The following is a 15981-nucleotide window of genomic DNA, read 5'->3' as shown; positions in this document are numbered from 1 at the left end:
CTTACCGAACCTCTTCCACTTCACCCGGACGCCAGGCCTTGGTAAAGAACGGTTCAAGCGGCCCGTATAACCGCAAAAGCATGAACCAGCCTCTGCCCGGCAGCGTCTGAATCCAGTTGCCACGCTTCACGCCTTCCGGCTGTTGAGGGCCGAAGTAGACGGTGGTCGAGCCATCCGTATCGGCCTCGGCGGCTGGTGACGGGTAGCTCTGACTGCCGGCGCGCGGGTAACGTTGCGGGGTATCCAGCATCGATCGGGTCTGGTTGTCGTACACGGTGAACGACCAGAAGTTGGCTTCAGGAATACCTTTTGGCAGCGTCACCTTGTAGGTCTTGGCCCCGTCGAAATACTCCTTCTTCGAGTCCAGCATGGCGAACAAATATTGCGAGCCGATGCCTGGCAAACGCATCGCCATTGCCGGCGTGATGCCGGTGACGCCGTAGAAAAACGCCGAGCGCGCATCCAGGGTGCGGTAGCCCGTCGCCGGGAACGGCTTGGCACCTTCGGAGGTAATCATCGGAATGGGCGTTTCAAATTCACTGCCACTGATGAACAGGAAGTTGGACCAGGCAGAACAGCTATACATCACCGGAATAATGGCCGTTCAGCGAAGAGCGGCCTTGTTGAACCGATGTTTATCAGCCAGGAACGGCTTCATCGCCACAGATTGATCGCCATGCCGCTTGCGCCAGCAATTCCCTGTAGTCCTTCGGGCTGCCAGCCACCCTCCCCGACAACCATGCCCGGCAGTAACTGTCGGCCTGACCAATGATCAGCGACGGCAGCAGTTCGGCAGGAAATGCTCGCAGCTCGTCGCGCCGGCCGGGTTCTGCCAGCCATTGTCCGAGCTTTTGATTACGGGTTTTGTTACGGGCGGCAAGTTCGTCCTTGAATGGGCCTTTGGTGACGGCGAACCGCGCGTGGTACTGGAAACGTGCCCACTCGGGTTGGTTGTCCACCCAATCGACGTAGCTGTGGACCAGCGCGTGCACGCCCTCTTCAGTTGTCTGTGCTTCGGCGAGATAGTTGTCGCGAAGCAGTGCCTGATCGTCCAGTGCGGTGAAAAACAGCGCGGCCACCAAGCCTTCCTTGTTGCCGAAATGATGGTAGATCGCGCCCACGCTGGTATCGCATTCGGCGCGGATCATTTCGATGGTCGTGGCTTCGAGCCCTTGTTCGTTGAACAGGGCCAGGGCCTTTCTGAAGATGTCGCGCTTGAGCTCGGCTCTTCTGCCGGGGTAACTGCGCTCGAGTAAATCTGACGTTTCCATGCTGGACACAGGCCAAAAAAATCCATGACAAGGCAAGCGGCTGCCGATGAGAAAGCTGCGCTAGGTTGACAGATTTCACCGCGACAGAATACTGTTCCGTCACAGAATATTATTCTGTTACGGAACATCATTCTGCAAAACAATCCCTCAGCGAGGCTTCAAAATGAGTCAGTTTCTCAGCATGTTTAACAGCGCCGGCCCGGAAGCGTTCAGCAAAATGGCCTGCCAGGTGGCGCCCTACTTCAGCACCATCAACCCGCTGATCTCGGCGTTGCGTCCGGGCCATGCCACGGTGCAGGTGCCCTTCAGCCGGGAGATCACCAACCACTTGGGCTCGGTCCACGCGATTGCGATGTGCAATGCCGCCGAACTGGCCGCCGGGACGATGACCGACGTGTCCATTCCCGCGGGTGCGCGCTGGATTCCAAAAGGGATGACGGTTGAGTATCTGGCCAAGGCCAAAACAGACGTGACGGCGGTGGCCGATGGTGAGGCAGTGGATTGGCTAACGGAAGGCGACAAGATCGTGCCGGTGGATATTCATGACGCCGAAGGCAAGAAGGTGTTCACGGCGCGGATCACCATGAACGTGAAGCTCGCTTAACTCCCCTTAACAAAAAGCCAGCCTGTTAAAAAAGGTACTGTGAACACAAATCCTGTGGCGAGGGGACTTGTCGGAATGCCGCATCACCCCGTTCGGCTGCGAAGCAGTCGTAAAACCTGGCGACACGGTTAGGCTGAAGAATGCAGGGGGCCGCTTCGCGACCCAACGGGGACAAGTCCCCTCACCACAAGGTTTCACCAGGCTCGAGCTCTATGTGTTAGCAAAGGCCCTCGGTGCTGTACAGGCGCCGAGGGCTTTTATATGGGTTGAGAACGTTACCAGTCGTAAGACATTTCAACCGACGCAACCCGCTCCTGGCCGTAGTTGCAACCGAACGAATAATTGCAGTCCGAGACGCACTCGCGATCAAACACGTTTTGCACATTCAAGCGAGTTTGCAAACCACGCAGGCTTGGGTCGAGTTTGCCCATGTCATAACTAATCGTGGTGTCGTAGACCACATAAAACGGCACGTCGAAGGAGTTGGATGAATCCCCCGGTTTGCGCCCGGTGTATCGTGCGCCCGCACCGAACGTCAGGCCATTGAGCGCCGCTTGGGTGAAGTGATAATCCGCCCACAATGAGGCGGATACCGGCGACTGCGCTTCGTTGCGGTTGGGTTGCATCGGTGGCTGGATGCGGCCAAGGACTGGGCCAAGGACAATCGCCATTTGATCCGACTCGACTAAAGTTGTCCCCCCGCTCGCCGACTCCTTCTGGTGAATTCACCAACGAAGGACCGTGAAATGTATTACACCCGCGAAGCTGAAAAAGACCACCTGTTCAACCGGGTGATCCTGCTCACCGTGGCCTGCTGCGTCGTGCTGATCCTCGCCGGTATGGCCCGGCACGAGGGCATTGCTTATGCCGCCATCCGCTTGAGCCCTGTCGAGACCACTGGCACGGTGACGCAGCTGGACAACATCCTGATGAACAGCGACGGCAAAGTCATCCATTACCGCTACACCGATCACAACGGCCAAGTGCACGACGATCAATACGTCGACGAGCGCTACGCACAGAAAACCGCCTATGAAACCGGCGGCAGCATTGACCTGCTTTACTCGCGCTGGTTACCGGGACAGAACAGCATTGCCCGCGAGCTGAACGGCAATCGTCCGGGGTTTTACATCATGTCGGGTGGCGTGTTACTGGCGATGTTATTCCTGGGGATATCGGCCCGGACGCTGGGACGGATTTATACGATGAAAGAAGAAGACCGGTTTTATTGAGACGTGCCTGAAGGTGGTTCAACCATGAATCTGCAACGCGCAATACAGCTGTTTAATGGCCAGCCCAACCGGGAAGCTAAAGACCCATTGAGCCATCAAGACTTCACCCTTTACTCCGAAACAGCCACCTGATTCCGTCCACGCGCCTTGGCTCGATACAGCGCTTTATCCGCGTTATTCAGCAAACTCTGCAAATCGTTGTCACTGACCTCCATTTCCGCAACACCCAGACTCGCCGATATGCGGTGAACAGGTCCGGTCATCAATCCACCGATAGACTGGATAAGTTGGTCGGCGATGTTAAGGGCGATTTCAATGGACGTATTGGGAAGCAGAATCGCGAACTCTTCCCCACCCAGCCTGCCGAAGACATCGGTATCGCGGAAGGACCGGTTAATGATCACGCCCATTTGCCGCAAGACCTGATCGCCGACCTGATGACCGTAGGTGTCATTGATGTGCTTGAAGTGATCCATGTCCAGCATCACCGCGCACAGGGGTAACCGGTTGTTTTTGCAGTCATGGAACAATTGCTGGGCGTGCTCGAAAAAAGCGCGGCGGTTTTTCAGGCCGGTGAGTTCGTCGGTTTGTGCGGCATAAGTAGAGATGCGATGAGCGCGTTCCATTTCACGGGTTAACTGGAAGGCGGTTTCCAATGCTTCGGACAGTTTGCGTGTCGCGCTGGCCACGAACGAGGCGAACACAATAACGGCCAACGCCATGCCGACTTGCATCGCTGACGTTTGAAACAGCAGCCAGACGGTACACGGCAACAAGACCAGGCCAATGGACGCCAACGTCATGTATCGATAGGACGAGTAACACGACACGGCGCTGACCGACATGCCGACGGCAAAGAGCATGACCAACGCCTGGGACAACAGGTCGTTTGCCGGCATCACCGCTACAGCGCCCGCCCCCCAGATACTGGCGGACAACACCAGCGTGAACCAGTATCTCTTCTCCCAGCGTTGCGGGGTGCGTTCACTTTCAGGGCAGCGAAACCAGGCAACGAACATCAGGATGCGCAGCATCGAAGATGCTGTCAGCAGCCCCATCCACCAGAAAATGACGGTGTGATCAAAGCGCTCCCAGCACAGACCGCACAGCATGAGCGCGGCTAAAAAACTGCCGAAAATCGCAGGGAATGACTGGTGGAATAGCTGATGCAATCGATCACTGCGCACCTGAGCGGCGATGAAAGTATCCTGGTCGTGCCGAAATCCTGGGCCACCCATTTAATCCGCCTGATCATGATGCTGCGACAAAAAAAACGATTGTGGCACCTTGCCACTCAGGCAAACAAACAATTAAGACTCATGGGCACGCGCTAATTAACGGTTATGCGTCCATGCTTCTACTTGAAAGCCCCAAAAAGTAATAGCACACAAGTGCGCTCTCCATGCCTTGTAGTGATCAAGTCAAATGACATCCCGCCGTCACATGCAACTCGTCCGTCCTGCTACGCTTTTTTAGGCCTCGAATGGATTCTGGCGATCATCACCCAAAACGGTTGTTCCCCTGATTGTTGAGGTTGTGCAATGTGAGAGCCCAATTATTTAGCGCCATCCTCACCCTGGCCGTGATCAGTGTGACGACGTATGGGTTTATTGAATGGAAAGCGGTTGAGAGCGCACGGCAGGATGCAGTGTGCAAGACAGCACATCAGCATATGGAAACCCTGCAAATTCGCGCACGAGCGATGGCTGCCGGGCTGTCCGTCGACGCTTATGCCGATGCCGAGAAAGCGGAAGTCGACAAATTAGTCTCCGCCCTGGATACCGCGAAGAATGATGCCGAGGTTGAAGCCGTCATAGACGCACACGCTGCCGAGTTGCAGGCACAGGACGCCGCGTCCGACGCAGAGTTGAAAAACCAGGGGAGTCAGATATTCCTAGAACAGAAACACAAGGAACAACGCATCACCACTGACATCAAGCAGGAAATTGAACGCGCCGAGAAGGCCGTGGCTGATGCCTGTCGTTAACGCTGCGGCGCAACCATGCGGAACCGGATATTGATGTCGTCAGAAACGAAGCCATTGGCCCACTCACCCTCGCCGACCCTGAAGTCGCTACGTTTGAGCGTTAGCTGGCCATCGAAAATACCGATAGCATTCTCTGCCTTCAGGACGATCGGAACGGCCACCTCTCGGGTGACGCCTCTGAGCGTGAGTTTGCCGGTGATCGTGTAGTGGTTGTCAGCCAGCGCTTTCACTCCTGTCGACTCAAACGTCGCCTCGGGATACTTCTGCGCGTCGAACCAGGCAGGCTTTTGCAGCTCGGTGTTCGCGTCTTCGCTGCCGGCGTTGATGCTGTCGAGCTGAATGGTGAGCGCAGCGTGGCCCGCTGAGGGGTTGGCCGTGTCGAAATCAAGCGTGGCCTTGAACTTGCCGAAAGTGCCATACACCCGCGAGCTGAACTGTTTGTAGGTAAAGGAGATGGTGCTGGCGGTTTCATTCACTTGCGTGTATTCGGCCGCGTCGGCACAGGGGAAAAAGCCGAAGGCAAGCGCAGCAGCCAGTACGGATAACGACGGGAATCGAAAATTCATGGGGGCGCTCCGGTCGTGGCACTCGCTGGCCAGCGATAGGTGGACTAAAGCAAAGAACCACCGTTTATTCCACCTCGCGCCGAGACTTCCGACCACCTGTCGGCAACGCGAACCAGCGCCCGATACCGCCACCCGCGCAGGTGTTTAATGACTGAAGCACTCACCGCATCGGGAGACTGGACATGAAGATCGTCGTCATCGGTGGCACCGGGCTGATCGGCAGCAAGCTCTGCCAGAACCTGCAGGACCTGGGGCATGAAGCCCTGGCGGCGTCGCCGAGCACCGGCGTCAACGTCATCAGCGGTGAAGGGCTGACGGAGGCGTTAAAAGGTGCGGACGTGGTGGTCGACGTGGCGAACTCGCCCTCTTTCGAGGACCACGCGGCGCTGCACTTCTTCGAAACCGCCGGGCATAACCTGATCGCGGCGGAGAAGATCGACGGCGTCAAACACCATATTGCCCTGTCGGTCGTCGGCACCGAGCGGATGCTCGACAGTGGTTACTTCCGGGCGAAAATGGCCCAGGAAAAACTCATCAAGAAGTCAGGTATTCCCTACACCATCCTGCGGGCCACGCCGTTCTTCGAGTTTATCCATGCCATTGCTCACTCCGGGCGCGAGGAAGGCGACACCATTCATTTGACGTCCGCCGCGCTGCAACCGGTGGCCTCGGCTGATGTGGCGGCGGTTCTGACGGACATTGCGTTGAAAGCGCCGATCAATCAAACCGTCGAGTTGGCCGGCCCTGAAAACCGCCCCCTCATCGAGTTCGCGAGCGATTACCTGAAGCACACCAAGGACCCGCGCCAGACCGTCGCGGACGACACGGTTCCTTACTTTGGTGCGCCGATCAATGACCAGTCGCTGACACCGGGCGTCAATCCCATCGTCGGCGCGACGCGGTTTCAGGACTGGCTTGAGACTCATTAGATGACAAAGCCAAGTCAAACTGTGAGGCGTGGCCGTTGCGCTAGACCACCGCCTCAACCAGCTGCATCGGCGTCATCTTCGTGACCATCATCATCACGATCACAAACATCCCCGCAAAACCCGCCACGCCCATCCAGAACCATTTCTTGTAGACCGACCGGTATTGCGCGTCGAGCCCCTCGCCGGTTTCCACCGCGCTCAACGCTATCACGTGCAGGCGCTTCTGCAGCACCAACACCGGAAGCCACAGCGAACCCACGCACAGGAAAATGATCAACGAAGTCAGAATCCACTCCGTGGACATGGGCAGCCCGGAGACTTTCATCAGCAGATAACCCGTGGCGATCTGAATAAAGCCTGCCGGGGTGGTAATCCAGGTGTCGAAGCGCACCACCATCCTGGCCACGTGCGCGATGACTTGCGGGTTGGCCGTGCGACTGGCCGCGATCAAATAGAGGTACGAGCCCATGCCGAACCCGAACAGGAATATCGCGGCAACAACGTGCAGGTACTTCAGGCACAGATAGAGCATGCTCAGCCCTGCTCGTCAGTAAAGCGCACGGACAAGTGCAGATTGGCCGGGTCGTTGATCGCGGCCATGTACTCGTCGACGCTGATCTCGCCCACACAAGGACGGGCGCCGGGGGCCGGTGCGTAACCCGCGACCAGTTTTGCCGCCAACGCGACGGCCGCGCAGCTGGGGATTTCAGGGCCCTTGTCGTTGTGCGCCGTCAATTGCACGGTCATGGACAGCGGTTGCCCATCAACGCCCTGCCCTTCGACGTCGATGTACATCGCACTCAGGCCATCGCCGAATCGCTCGAACCACGTCCCCCAGCGATGCAGCCGTGCCGCCCAAGCCGCAGAATCACGCACCAGCCCGATTCTCAGCGCCTCGGCGAGCACGTAGTTGGCCACGCCACCGAGTTTCAGTCCCGAGCCTGCCTTGAAACTCAAGGTATGCGCGCCGTAGCGGCCGGCGAAAATATCCATGTCCGGCACATCGACATTGGACAGAACGCGGGTCCCCAATTGAGGCATCTTGCGCAAGGTCAGGTCCTGCCAGCCCGACACTTCGTGCACCTGGCCATTCTTGAGCTGCTTGATCGGTTTACCCGCGTAGGCCAACACACCTTCGACCGTCGAAAGGCCCGGCATCTGGGCCGAGGAAGAAATGCCATGCTCGATCGAGTCGATGCGTTTGAAGCGATAGCAGTATTGGTCGATGAGCGCCGACGACAGCGTCGGCACTGAACTGCAACCACTGAGAATGGCCACGCCGGCCTGCTTTGCGTGGGCGTCGAGCACATCAATGCCATTGACGAAGGTGCGGCAGTCCGCCAAATCGCAGTAGCTCACGCCCGCGTCGATGCAGCTTTTCGCTACGGCATAGGATTGCCCCTGAAACGGGCCGCCGGTATGGACCACCCACTGAATGCCCATCGCGCTCAGCGTTGCCCCGAACCCGGTGCCCATGGCATCGCCGCACCAACTCTCGCAGACACGGCCGGACTGGGTTTTGAGTTCATCAACCTTGCACTTCAACTTGTATGAGTCGCGGCCCGAGATCACCAGTTCTACGCCCGGCATCGCGACTAAATGCCTGCAAACGATGCTGCCGAAATTTCCGTAGCCACCGATCACCATCACCCTGAGTGCCATTTAACGCTTTCCTTGACCATTGGATCGTGTAGCTGATTCCTGCAACCGACACAGGACTTCGAGTATCAGTAATCAGCTGGGTTGAAAGTGGCTCTGGATATTTCTGAAGAGCCTGTCGAGGAACACTTCGTCCATCGTTTTGAATCCTGCCTTTAGAAATGCCGGCGTGCTTTCTCCTCCGACCAGTTCGTTTCGGATCTCTTCGAACACTTCCCTGTCCTCCGCCAAAACACCAACAACCACTTTATCAGCGCCGTGCTGGAACAAATTGGATCGCCTGGCACTATCCCACCGGGTCTGGTTCAAGGCGCAACATAACTCGAAGCGTGCAAATTGGACCTTCGCATTATGAGCAGCACCCAGAAAACTATCTGCCCATTGTGAAACGAGTACGCATACACGTTGACTCAACGGCGAAGAGAACTGCTCATAGCCGGCTAAATTTTTCCAGACCGATTTTGTCGATGCTTCAAAAGCGAGGGTCCAGAAAAGCGCTCCTGCAACTCGCGTCGGAGACGACCGAAGGACCAGTGAATAGTTGACCAGTTTATTCATGGTTTCCCAACGCCCTGCCCTCGAAAGACCTGCCCCGTAAGCGTTGAAGATCAGAAATGCCGGGTACATCCGCATCTTGTTTAACGTGAGGTCACTTGCACTGGACTGCTGAGCGAAACTCAATAACGCCTTGATCACTTCAAGCATTAGCGAGTGGTCGATGTCCTTCCCCCATCGTCCCAGAACCGTAGCAACGCGGGCCAGACCTTCGACTAGCTGCTCGCAGGTCGTAATCAAATGCGAAACCGGCTTTGCCGGCATATCTGCCATCAACACTTCCAGGTTTTCAGTAAGTCGCTTGGTCTCTTGCGCAATCAGCTCATCCAGCTGGATCAGGTGTTCCGGTTTGCCAAGAAAGCCTTTAACCATTCCGACAAGGAGTTCAATGCTTTGCGGACTCTCAAGCCTGGACTCGGCAATTGTGTGCACTTTGTTCTTCAACTGAGTGAAAAACCCATCAGCGTTGGTGCCCTTCACCAAGATGGCACTGCGATGTGCAATAAGCGCCGCAGCCCGTTCAGCAGGGGCGCCTTGCGTCAGCCAAAACGTTGTATAGCGCCGGCCGCCGGCACGCAGTATTGCGGTGCGCAAGGCCTCGTCCCACACACCCGACCAACCGGCAACGATCAAACCGAACTCATCAAACAGTCGATGAAGCAGTGTGTTTACTGCGTCCGGGTAACGATTAAGCTCATCTTCAGTATTCAGAATCCGCGTATCTTTGTAGTCACCATGCAGCTTCAGCACATAACATCTGGCGTGGATCAATGGCTCGGCACCTGAGAGCGCGTCCTCAGAGGAAATGACCGTCGGTTCGATACCAATCTCGCGCAGCGCATTTTCCATCAACCGGTCAAAGTTAGTCGTGATCACGACGCGTACATGACCCGACTTGACCAGCTGAGCCAGTGCTTTGTGAGCCGCGGTGGGAATCTTCTCGCCATTCTCATGCTCTTGCGCGGTCGGCTCCACGTAGGCCTGGATCAGCGCCCGACGCTCAGCCGCCGTCGTTGCCAGCTCTGCGAGCAATGTCGAATAGTTTGGCTCAACGTTTTCTGTCGCCCTGTACCAAGCCGCCCAATCAGGCTGCGGCCCAATACCGCGGGCCTCTGCTGCACGTCTGACCAAATCCAGGGTATTTTCCCAACCGGTCGGGATTTTGGCTGAACGGGACAGTCCGGAACCGATCAGAACAGCGTAAACGCCTTTATTCTCCGCCAAGGAGAATGCCAGTCGCGATGTAGCGTCATCAGAGATCAATGCCACCAGGTAATCCTTGAAAAGTTAATGTGCAACGACTTCAGCCGGCGCTGCATTGAAAATCGGAATGGGTATTGAATGTCTCGAACAGCCGCGCGAATTCGGCAATCGCCGGCTGGTTATCCCGTTCAAACACCTGATCAAAATCGTCGCGCCGCCTCAGGCACTCCTCACACAATTTAGACAGCCACTGAGGCGTAATAAGGGTGAAATCACACTTGTCTACGACAGTGCCAGGCTCATGATGCGTGGTTTGTGTGATCAATCTGAATCGTCGCCCCGGTGCGGGTTCAGGTGATTCGGCATTGAAGAGTTGATCCAGTCGCAGTTCTTCAGAAAAGACCGCTTCTTTCATCTCCAGAATCACGCTGACAAACGAATGGGTCCCGGGAAATTTTTCCAGGCAAATATGGCTGGCATAACCCACCGTACGGGCAACCAATGCGGTTGTTTCACGCAGACACCGCGCCACATTGGAAACATCGAAGGGATAGGTTGTTTGCCTGGACTTCCTGGAGTTCTCCCGACTTGCCGGTACACCCGCAGTCACTTGGACAGGCTTATGCACCACATTCCAGATCGGGTTCTCGCGGATGATTGCTTGCTTTTCCGCTTCGGCAGCCAACGCCTGAGTGGGGAACCGTTCGATTTTTATATAGGCAATGTCATCCGCCCATTGGGAAGACCGTCGGTGCTGCGATAGCCGCGAGGCGGTACTCAGAGAGATGCCGACATAAAGCATTTTATCGGTCTCATCAAAATGTCGGTAAAGCTCTCTGCCTTGTTTGTCTCGTGCAGTCATGATCGATTGGCGTCCCTGATCCCGTGTGAATACCCTTTAAGATGAAGCTTCCTGACCCAGCTACAGAGGGAACAGCGATCCAATGTTTTTCGCTTTAGGTTTAATGTTTCCACCCGGCTCATATATAGCGATCAGCAACGATTCAATCACCAGCCGATCGACATCACATTCAAGTGCAACAAAACGCATATACGACCAACTACTCCACCAGTCCTTACTTTTGTGTGGCGACATTTCATCATGAAGCCTTGCTTTGACTTTCCTGCCTGTCTCGCCCACGTAGACAGCCTTGCCTTTTTCCGAGAAGTAAACGTAAACAGCCCCCAAGCCTGCATCGCCCAACTCCCCGCGAGCTTCAAACTGCTTTCTGGTTTTAATTTCTGCACAGTCTTCAAACCACGAGCGCGCGATGGCTGCGGTGGTCGCCAGAGAGTCACGTAGTACAGTTGTGGAAATAGGCATCTTTCATCTCAAATTTTCGGCAGCTTCATGTTGCCGACAACATCGGCGGCCCGAGGCTACTAATTAGCCATCACTCTGTCCAGCGCTGAACCCTCTCCGATCCGCGCCTCAAAAACCCGACAAACGCCGTGACCTTCGGCGACGGCAAGTGCTCGCGCGCCGTGACAGCATTCAGATCCTGTGGCGGTCCAATCCATTCAGGCAACACCAGGCACAACCGCCCCGCTTCCACATCGGCCTGCATGCTTTGATCCATCCCCAGGCTCAGCCCTTCACCGGCACACAACGCATCTTTCAGCAGGGCCGGATCGAACAAGCGTTACCGTGGCACTCACGCAGGCCGAAGGTTTGGGCTGGTGATTATTAATTCATCGCTCATAAGGATGGGCCGCCCAGTGGCCCATTGCTACCCATGCTTTTAGCTCCGTTTCAGGATGTTTTCTGCCACGCCCGCTGCAACAACCTGATGACCTCCGCATCCGAAGTCTGGGAAAAATCCATGTACCAACGGCCAATCGACATCAGCCACTCGGGAATCAACGGACAAATCAGCTCATCCACTTCACTGCGCAGCGCCTCCGCCGTCTCAATCGGAGCAACCGGCACGGCGACGACAATCCGAGCCGGCGCATGCACCCGCACCGCGTGGACCGCCGCCATCATCGAGGCGCCTGTCGCCAGGCCGTCGTCGATCAGAATCACCACCTGATCCTTGAGCTGCACCGGCGCCCGCGTTCCCCGGTAAGCCTGCTCACGTCGCAACAGCTCCCGGGCTTCCCGGGCAACCACGGCATCGAACGTAGCCGTATCAATCGGGTGCACCCGCAGTGCGTGTTCGTTGAGGATCTGTATGCCGCCACTGGCAATCGCGCCCATCGCGAACTCTTCATGGGACGGCACTCCGAGCTTACGCACCAGCATCAGGTCGAGGCGAACCTCCAGGGCGATGGCCACTTCATAGGCCACCGGCACCCCGCCACGGGGCAAGGCGAGAACAATGACGTCGGGGCGATGAGCGTATTTGAGCAGCGGTTCAACGAGACGCCGACCGGCTGCGGCCCGGTCTTGCAGAATGGTGGGCGATGAGGGACTCATTGGAAAACCTCCTCAGGCGATCACGCCTGTCGGTTTGCGTCATAGGGTCACTCATGATTGTCAGTCTGAAGGTGGCTGACAGCAAGTTCAGCCACCCATGCACCGGAACGTATGCACCGGCGTCAGCGCGAACTCATACAGGGCTTTTTACAGAAGTGTTTAAAGTCTGGAAGCATCCGGCCTTCTGACTCAAAACAAAGCGACCTCCCCGATGCAGGTTTTAATAATCCCCTGCACAAAGAAGGTCGCACCTTTCAGACTCAGGACAAGCCCGCAAGTTTTACGCAGTGAACCGGCCTACCGTGCGTTCGCTACTGTCCGCGGAGAAATAACGATGGAGTCCTGTATTTTCAGACGCTGAGTCAATGCCAGCATCGTAACGAAACCCAGTGCAATCAGGAGCGGATACGCCATCAACAGTTCGGAGAGAGAGTATTTCCAGGCCAACGGGCGCCCGACCCCCAGCATGGCCGCATACATCCAGGACACGGCCGACAGCGAGCCGCAGAACAGCGCCATCATCCGTGCGCTGAACCCGAGATTGAGCAGGGAGCCCGCCTTTTGCAGTGCGGGCAATACCAGGCGATGCAACAAGATGCCGTTGTAACTCAGCAACACGACAATAATCACTTTGGCGTGAAGCTTTGGATTCATAAAGTAATTCATACCTTTTTCCAGGTAATCAATACCGATGACGGCGATGCCGGTCACCCACAACGCTATCAATGCAACGATGACAGACTTCTGAAGACTTTCCATGTGAGCATTATCATGTTCAGTCAATGTTTTTCGTTTTAACAGGTCTCTAACCATCGCCATATCACTGGTCAACACCAAGCCAATGGCCACACAACACGCCACTAAATGAACGTAAATAACGCCCAATCGCAACAACTCCATAAACTCTTTATTTTCGAGCAGGCTCATAATTGTATTTATCGCCACGGTACTTTCTCCACCTTATTCGATAGTACAGATCGATAGTTAACAGGGCATCCAACGTTTCAAAAGCCTGTGCGATCATACTTTTATAAGATATGCCAAATCATAGACTTGGCACTGCTTAGCCCATTGATTTGCCTGGCGAATCAATGACCGGCTATTTATTGCCTCCTGAATTTCAGGTAAAAAAATCCCCATTAGCATTCAATGCCCTTGAGGTTTATTTTCCACTTCTTTTCTGCGGCTGCAGGAGCAGGTCTTGGGTGACGTGCTGCAGGATCAGAGGCCAGGGATCCCGGAATGTTCATTTTTTGAGCAGCCCACCGACAAACGGCGGCTATTGTGAACGTCCCAAACGCCGGTACTAACGTATCAACTTCTCTGTCAGCCCCATGACAACTGAGCTGGTGAATTACAGGGACTTCCAATATTGTTTATTGGATCCATTAGTTGTTAGGTAACTTACGAAAAATTCAATAACGAGCGGCTCGCATTTAGGGCCTTCCCCTACTGAAACAGTCATACTTTTACCCTTCCACTCGCCGAGGAAGGTGAAGACCTGATTACTGGCAGAACTTGCGTCGCAGTGCCGGGCATCGATCAGGGACAGATCGCTGGGGCGCTTCCCTACACCAACCGCTCAATCCTCTGATGCTGCCAGACCAGTTTGTAATACGCCGTCTGCAACATCAGCATCCCCAGATACGCCACCGGAAACGCCATCCACACACCCTGCAAGCCGAACCGCGCGTCCAGCATATACGCCACCGGCAACTGCACCCCGACCACGCAAAAAATCGAAATCGCCATCGGCACCATCACAGAACCACTGGCGCGCATGATGCCGCCGACAATCGCCTGGAAGCCAAAGACCAACAGACTCCACAGCATGATGTGCAACAGATGCTCCGCCATCGCCCGGGTGGAATTCTCCGTGAGGAACAACCCCAGCAACCAGTGCGACAACAGATAACCCAACACCACCAGGCCACCGGTCAGGCACACATTGATCAACAGCCCCGTACGCAGAATCGGCGCCATACGCTCAAGCCGCCCTGCCCCAATCGCCTGAGCGCCAAGAATCGATGCGGTGATCGCAATCGACAACGCCGGAAACTGCACGTAATTGACGATCTGCGTCACCGCCCCATACGCCGCCGTCGCCTGCGAACCGTGCTGATTCACCAGCGCCAGAATCACCAATTCCGACACCGACAACACCACCATCTGCAACCCGGTCGGTAACCCGATGCGCAACACCTTGCCGAGAATCACCAGGTCCAGACGCATCGCCGCAAACATCTCCCGATCCGGCGCCAACGGATGTCCCTTGCGAATCAGCCTCCACGCCAACCACCCCATCGCCGACAAGTTACCCGCCAACCCGGCATACGCCGCACTCTGAATCCCCATCATCGGCAACCCGAACCACCCGCGAATCAACGCTGGTGTCAGCGCCAGGCCGATACACGTCGACACCACCAACGCGATCAGCGGCGACACCGTATCGCTCACCCCGCGCAGCAGTTGGGTGAAGAGCACGTAGACCAGCAGCGACGGCATGATCCACATCATGACGTGGGCGTAGGACACCGCGTCGTCGAGGACGTCGGCCGGAGTGCCGAGGCCTTGCAGGGCGGGTCTTGCGAAGACGCTGCCCAATATCGCCGCTACCAGACCGATCATTGCGCCCAGCAGCAAGGTAGTGCCAGCGATGGATTTCACCAGATGCGGCTCGCGGGCGCCCCAGGCTTGGCCGATGAGCACACCCGCGCCCGCGCCGAGGCCGATGACCAGCGCAATGAAGAAGAAGACGATGGGGAACATGCCGGAGACGGCCGCCAGGGCTTGGGTGCCGAGCATTTGGCCGATGTAGATGCTGTTGATCGTGCCCGACATGGATTGGAGGAAATTGGAGAGGACCATGGGGGCCAGGAAAAGGAGGTAGGTTTTCCAGAGAGGGTGGTTGGTTGTGTGGGTTTGCATTGAGGGTCCGTCTCGGGGTGGGGCTGGCAATTTGCGAATTCTACGCTAGGGAGCGGACACCAACTCGCTCCGATTTCGAAGATTTGGAGAGTATGGACGATGTCAGCTTTCGGCCAGAAGCCTGTCTCTACGCATCAAAATAATCTGAACCGCTTTTAGACGCGCTCACCTAATGATCAGCGTGTGGATAATCCCACAGGCAATTTGCCAATACCGGCATACTCTAAGAGGTGTTCAACGTGGCTAAAGACGAGAAGAAAAGCAAAGGTGACGCTTCGAAAGCCAGCAAGGATTTGAAAGACAAAAAGTCATCACCGGCAAAGAAATCAGCTGCGGCCTCGGCTCTTTCGAAATCTTCCGAAAAGAAAGACAAGAAAAAAGACGCCGAACCAAAGAAATCTGCAAAAAAAGCTGATAGCAAGCCAGAAAAGGCTAAGAAATCAGAGAAGGCAGAAAAGCCGGCGAAAAAGAAAAAGTGATATCTGCTATCTGCTAGGGCTTTACGCCCTAGCTACTTCAGGCTGTGTTGCCTTCGATAGCTATCAATAGCCGTAAAATTTCAGGCTTGGTTAGTTACGTGTTGGTTGCAACCGCCAACCCGGCGGTGACCTGCGGCCGAAGTAAGTGG

Annotated in this window: 18 protein-coding genes and 1 pseudogene; 5 read left to right on the top strand and 14 right to left on the bottom strand. The window is 55.9% G+C overall.

The window, feature by feature from the left end:
• Position 1 precedes the first annotated feature (1 nt).
• Positions 2 to 586 (bottom strand): DUF1214 domain-containing protein, encoded by a 585-nt coding sequence (locus EYC95_RS24935; RefSeq protein ID WP_131062684.1) that lies wholly within the window; start codon positions 584 to 586, stop codon positions 2 to 4.
• A 52-nt stretch (positions 587 to 638) separates the two neighbouring features.
• Positions 639 to 1271, bottom strand: a complete 633-nt coding sequence (locus EYC95_RS24930) for a TetR/AcrR family transcriptional regulator (protein ID WP_131062683.1) — start codon at positions 1269 to 1271, stop codon at positions 639 to 641.
• Between the two features lie 163 nt (positions 1272 to 1434).
• On the opposite strand from EYC95_RS24930, the gene EYC95_RS24925 reads away from it, so the two are divergent.
• The gene (locus EYC95_RS24925; RefSeq protein WP_131062682.1) at positions 1435 to 1875 is read left to right on the top strand and encodes a hotdog fold domain-containing protein; all 441 of its coding nucleotides are present in this window, start codon (positions 1435 to 1437) and stop codon (positions 1873 to 1875) included.
• Between the two features lie 275 nt (positions 1876 to 2150).
• Here the strand turns inward: EYC95_RS24925 and EYC95_RS24920 are convergent.
• Positions 2151 to 2498 (bottom strand): annotated as a pseudogene (locus EYC95_RS24920) (TonB-dependent receptor domain-containing protein); the annotation flags it as partial.
• Between the two features lie 123 nt (positions 2499 to 2621).
• Between EYC95_RS24920 and EYC95_RS24915 the strand changes: the two are divergent.
• Positions 2622 to 3107, top strand: a complete 486-nt coding sequence (locus tag EYC95_RS24915) for a DUF3592 domain-containing protein (RefSeq protein WP_131062681.1) — start codon at positions 2622 to 2624, stop codon at positions 3105 to 3107.
• Between the two features lie 110 nt (positions 3108 to 3217).
• Here the strand turns inward: EYC95_RS24915 and EYC95_RS24910 are convergent, their stop codons facing one another.
• Positions 3218 to 4345 (bottom strand): diguanylate cyclase, encoded by a 1128-nt coding sequence (locus tag EYC95_RS24910; RefSeq protein WP_131062680.1) that lies wholly within the window; start codon positions 4343 to 4345, stop codon positions 3218 to 3220.
• Positions 4346 to 4650: 305 nt separating this feature from the next.
• On the opposite strand from EYC95_RS24910, the gene EYC95_RS24905 reads away from it, so the two are divergent.
• On the top strand, positions 4651 to 5094 hold the full coding sequence (locus EYC95_RS24905; protein ID WP_305955877.1) for a hypothetical protein: 444 nt from the start codon (positions 4651 to 4653) through the stop codon (positions 5092 to 5094).
• Here the strand turns inward: EYC95_RS24905 and EYC95_RS24900 are convergent.
• On the bottom strand, positions 5091 to 5660 hold the full coding sequence (locus EYC95_RS24900; protein ID WP_131062679.1) for a YceI family protein: 570 nt from the start codon (positions 5658 to 5660) through the stop codon (positions 5091 to 5093). The genes EYC95_RS24905 and EYC95_RS24900 overlap by 4 nt on opposite strands.
• A 182-nt stretch (positions 5661 to 5842) precedes the next feature.
• On the opposite strand from EYC95_RS24900, the gene EYC95_RS24895 reads away from it, so the two are divergent.
• Positions 5843 to 6589, top strand: a complete 747-nt coding sequence (locus EYC95_RS24895; protein WP_131062678.1) for an SDR family oxidoreductase — start codon at positions 5843 to 5845, stop codon at positions 6587 to 6589.
• Positions 6590 to 6629: 40 nt separating this feature from the next.
• Here EYC95_RS24895 and EYC95_RS24890 read toward each other — a convergent pair whose 3' ends face one another.
• The 9 genes from EYC95_RS24890 to EYC95_RS24850 all read right to left on the bottom strand — a co-directional run bounded on the left by EYC95_RS24890 (position 6630) and on the right by EYC95_RS24850 (position 15353).
• Positions 6630 to 7121, bottom strand: coding sequence for a DUF2269 domain-containing protein (locus EYC95_RS24890; protein ID WP_131062677.1), 492 nt, complete (start codon positions 7119 to 7121; stop codon positions 6630 to 6632).
• 2 nt (positions 7122 to 7123) lie between these two features.
• A complete protein-coding gene (locus EYC95_RS24885) occupies positions 7124 to 8251 on the bottom strand; it encodes a saccharopine dehydrogenase (protein WP_131062676.1) in 1128 nt (375 codons plus the stop codon).
• A 72-nt stretch (positions 8252 to 8323) separates the two neighbouring features.
• Complete coding sequence (locus tag EYC95_RS24880; RefSeq protein WP_131062675.1) at positions 8324 to 10072, bottom strand: SIR2 family protein; 1749 nt, start codon at positions 10070 to 10072, stop codon at positions 8324 to 8326.
• A gap of 34 nt (positions 10073 to 10106) precedes the next feature.
• Positions 10107 to 10868 carry a GIY-YIG nuclease family protein gene (locus tag EYC95_RS24875; protein ID WP_131062674.1) on the bottom strand — a complete coding sequence of 254 codons (762 nt, stop codon included), beginning with the start codon at positions 10866 to 10868 and terminating at the stop codon, positions 10107 to 10109.
• 60 nt (positions 10869 to 10928) lie between these two features.
• Positions 10929 to 11330, bottom strand: a complete 402-nt coding sequence (locus tag EYC95_RS24870; protein ID WP_131062673.1) for a GIY-YIG nuclease family protein — start codon at positions 11328 to 11330, stop codon at positions 10929 to 10931.
• Between the two features lie 70 nt (positions 11331 to 11400).
• The gene (locus EYC95_RS24865) at positions 11401 to 11646 is read right to left on the bottom strand and encodes a LysR substrate-binding domain-containing protein (RefSeq protein WP_256656998.1); all 246 of its coding nucleotides are present in this window, start codon (positions 11644 to 11646) and stop codon (positions 11401 to 11403) included.
• Between the two features lie 113 nt (positions 11647 to 11759).
• Positions 11760 to 12425 (bottom strand): phosphoribosyltransferase, encoded by a 666-nt coding sequence (locus EYC95_RS24860; protein ID WP_131062672.1) that lies wholly within the window; start codon positions 12423 to 12425, stop codon positions 11760 to 11762.
• Between the two features lie 297 nt (positions 12426 to 12722).
• On the bottom strand, positions 12723 to 13370 hold the full coding sequence (locus EYC95_RS24855) for a hypothetical protein (RefSeq protein WP_131062671.1): 648 nt from the start codon (positions 13368 to 13370) through the stop codon (positions 12723 to 12725).
• A gap of 624 nt (positions 13371 to 13994) precedes the next feature.
• Complete coding sequence (locus EYC95_RS24850; protein WP_131062670.1) at positions 13995 to 15353, bottom strand: MATE family efflux transporter; 1359 nt, start codon at positions 15351 to 15353, stop codon at positions 13995 to 13997.
• 239 nt (positions 15354 to 15592) lie between these two features.
• Between EYC95_RS24850 and EYC95_RS24845 the strand changes: the two genes are divergently transcribed.
• Positions 15593 to 15832 carry a hypothetical protein gene (locus tag EYC95_RS24845; RefSeq protein WP_131062669.1) on the top strand — a complete coding sequence of 80 codons (240 nt, stop codon included), beginning with the start codon at positions 15593 to 15595 and terminating at the stop codon, positions 15830 to 15832.
• Positions 15833 to 15981 lie beyond the last annotated feature (149 nt).

The sequence above is a fragment of the Pseudomonas sp. BGI-2 genome (assembly GCF_004310295.1).
Classification (GTDB): Bacteria; Pseudomonadota; Gammaproteobacteria; order Pseudomonadales; family Pseudomonadaceae; genus Aquipseudomonas.
This window is presented reverse-complemented; position numbering and strand designations above follow the sequence as displayed.

What these genes read in the sequence shown, in the direction of transcription:
- EYC95_RS24935 (WP_131062684.1), bottom strand. Translation starts at nt 586, where the DNA reads ATGTATAGCTGTTCTGCCTGGTCCAACTTCCTGTTCATCAGTGGCAGT.
- EYC95_RS24930 (WP_131062683.1), bottom strand. Translation starts at nt 1,271, where the DNA reads ATGGAAACGTCAGATTTACTCGAGCGCAGTTACCCCGGCAGAAGAGCC.
- EYC95_RS24925 (WP_131062682.1), top strand. Translation starts at nt 1,435, where the DNA reads ATGAGTCAGTTTCTCAGCATGTTTAACAGCGCCGGCCCGGAAGCGTTC.
- EYC95_RS24915 (WP_131062681.1), top strand. Translation starts at nt 2,622, where the DNA reads ATGTATTACACCCGCGAAGCTGAAAAAGACCACCTGTTCAACCGGGTG.
- EYC95_RS24910 (WP_131062680.1), bottom strand. Translation starts at nt 4,345, where the DNA reads ATGGGTGGCCCAGGATTTCGGCACGACCAGGATACTTTCATCGCCGCT.
- EYC95_RS24900 (WP_131062679.1), bottom strand. Translation starts at nt 5,660, where the DNA reads ATGAATTTTCGATTCCCGTCGTTATCCGTACTGGCTGCTGCGCTTGCC.
- EYC95_RS24895 (WP_131062678.1), top strand. Translation starts at nt 5,843, where the DNA reads ATGAAGATCGTCGTCATCGGTGGCACCGGGCTGATCGGCAGCAAGCTC.
- EYC95_RS24890 (WP_131062677.1), bottom strand. Translation starts at nt 7,121, where the DNA reads ATGCTCTATCTGTGCCTGAAGTACCTGCACGTTGTTGCCGCGATATTC.
- EYC95_RS24885 (WP_131062676.1), bottom strand. Translation starts at nt 8,251, where the DNA reads ATGGCACTCAGGGTGATGGTGATCGGTGGCTACGGAAATTTCGGCAGC.
- EYC95_RS24875 (WP_131062674.1), bottom strand. Translation starts at nt 10,868, where the DNA reads ATGACTGCACGAGACAAACAAGGCAGAGAGCTTTACCGACATTTTGAT.
- EYC95_RS24870 (WP_131062673.1), bottom strand. Translation starts at nt 11,330, where the DNA reads ATGCCTATTTCCACAACTGTACTACGTGACTCTCTGGCGACCACCGCA.
- EYC95_RS24860 (WP_131062672.1), bottom strand. Translation starts at nt 12,425, where the DNA reads ATGAGTCCCTCATCGCCCACCATTCTGCAAGACCGGGCCGCAGCCGGT.
- EYC95_RS24850 (WP_131062670.1), bottom strand. Translation starts at nt 15,353, where the DNA reads ATGCAAACCCACACAACCAACCACCCTCTCTGGAAAACCTACCTCCTT.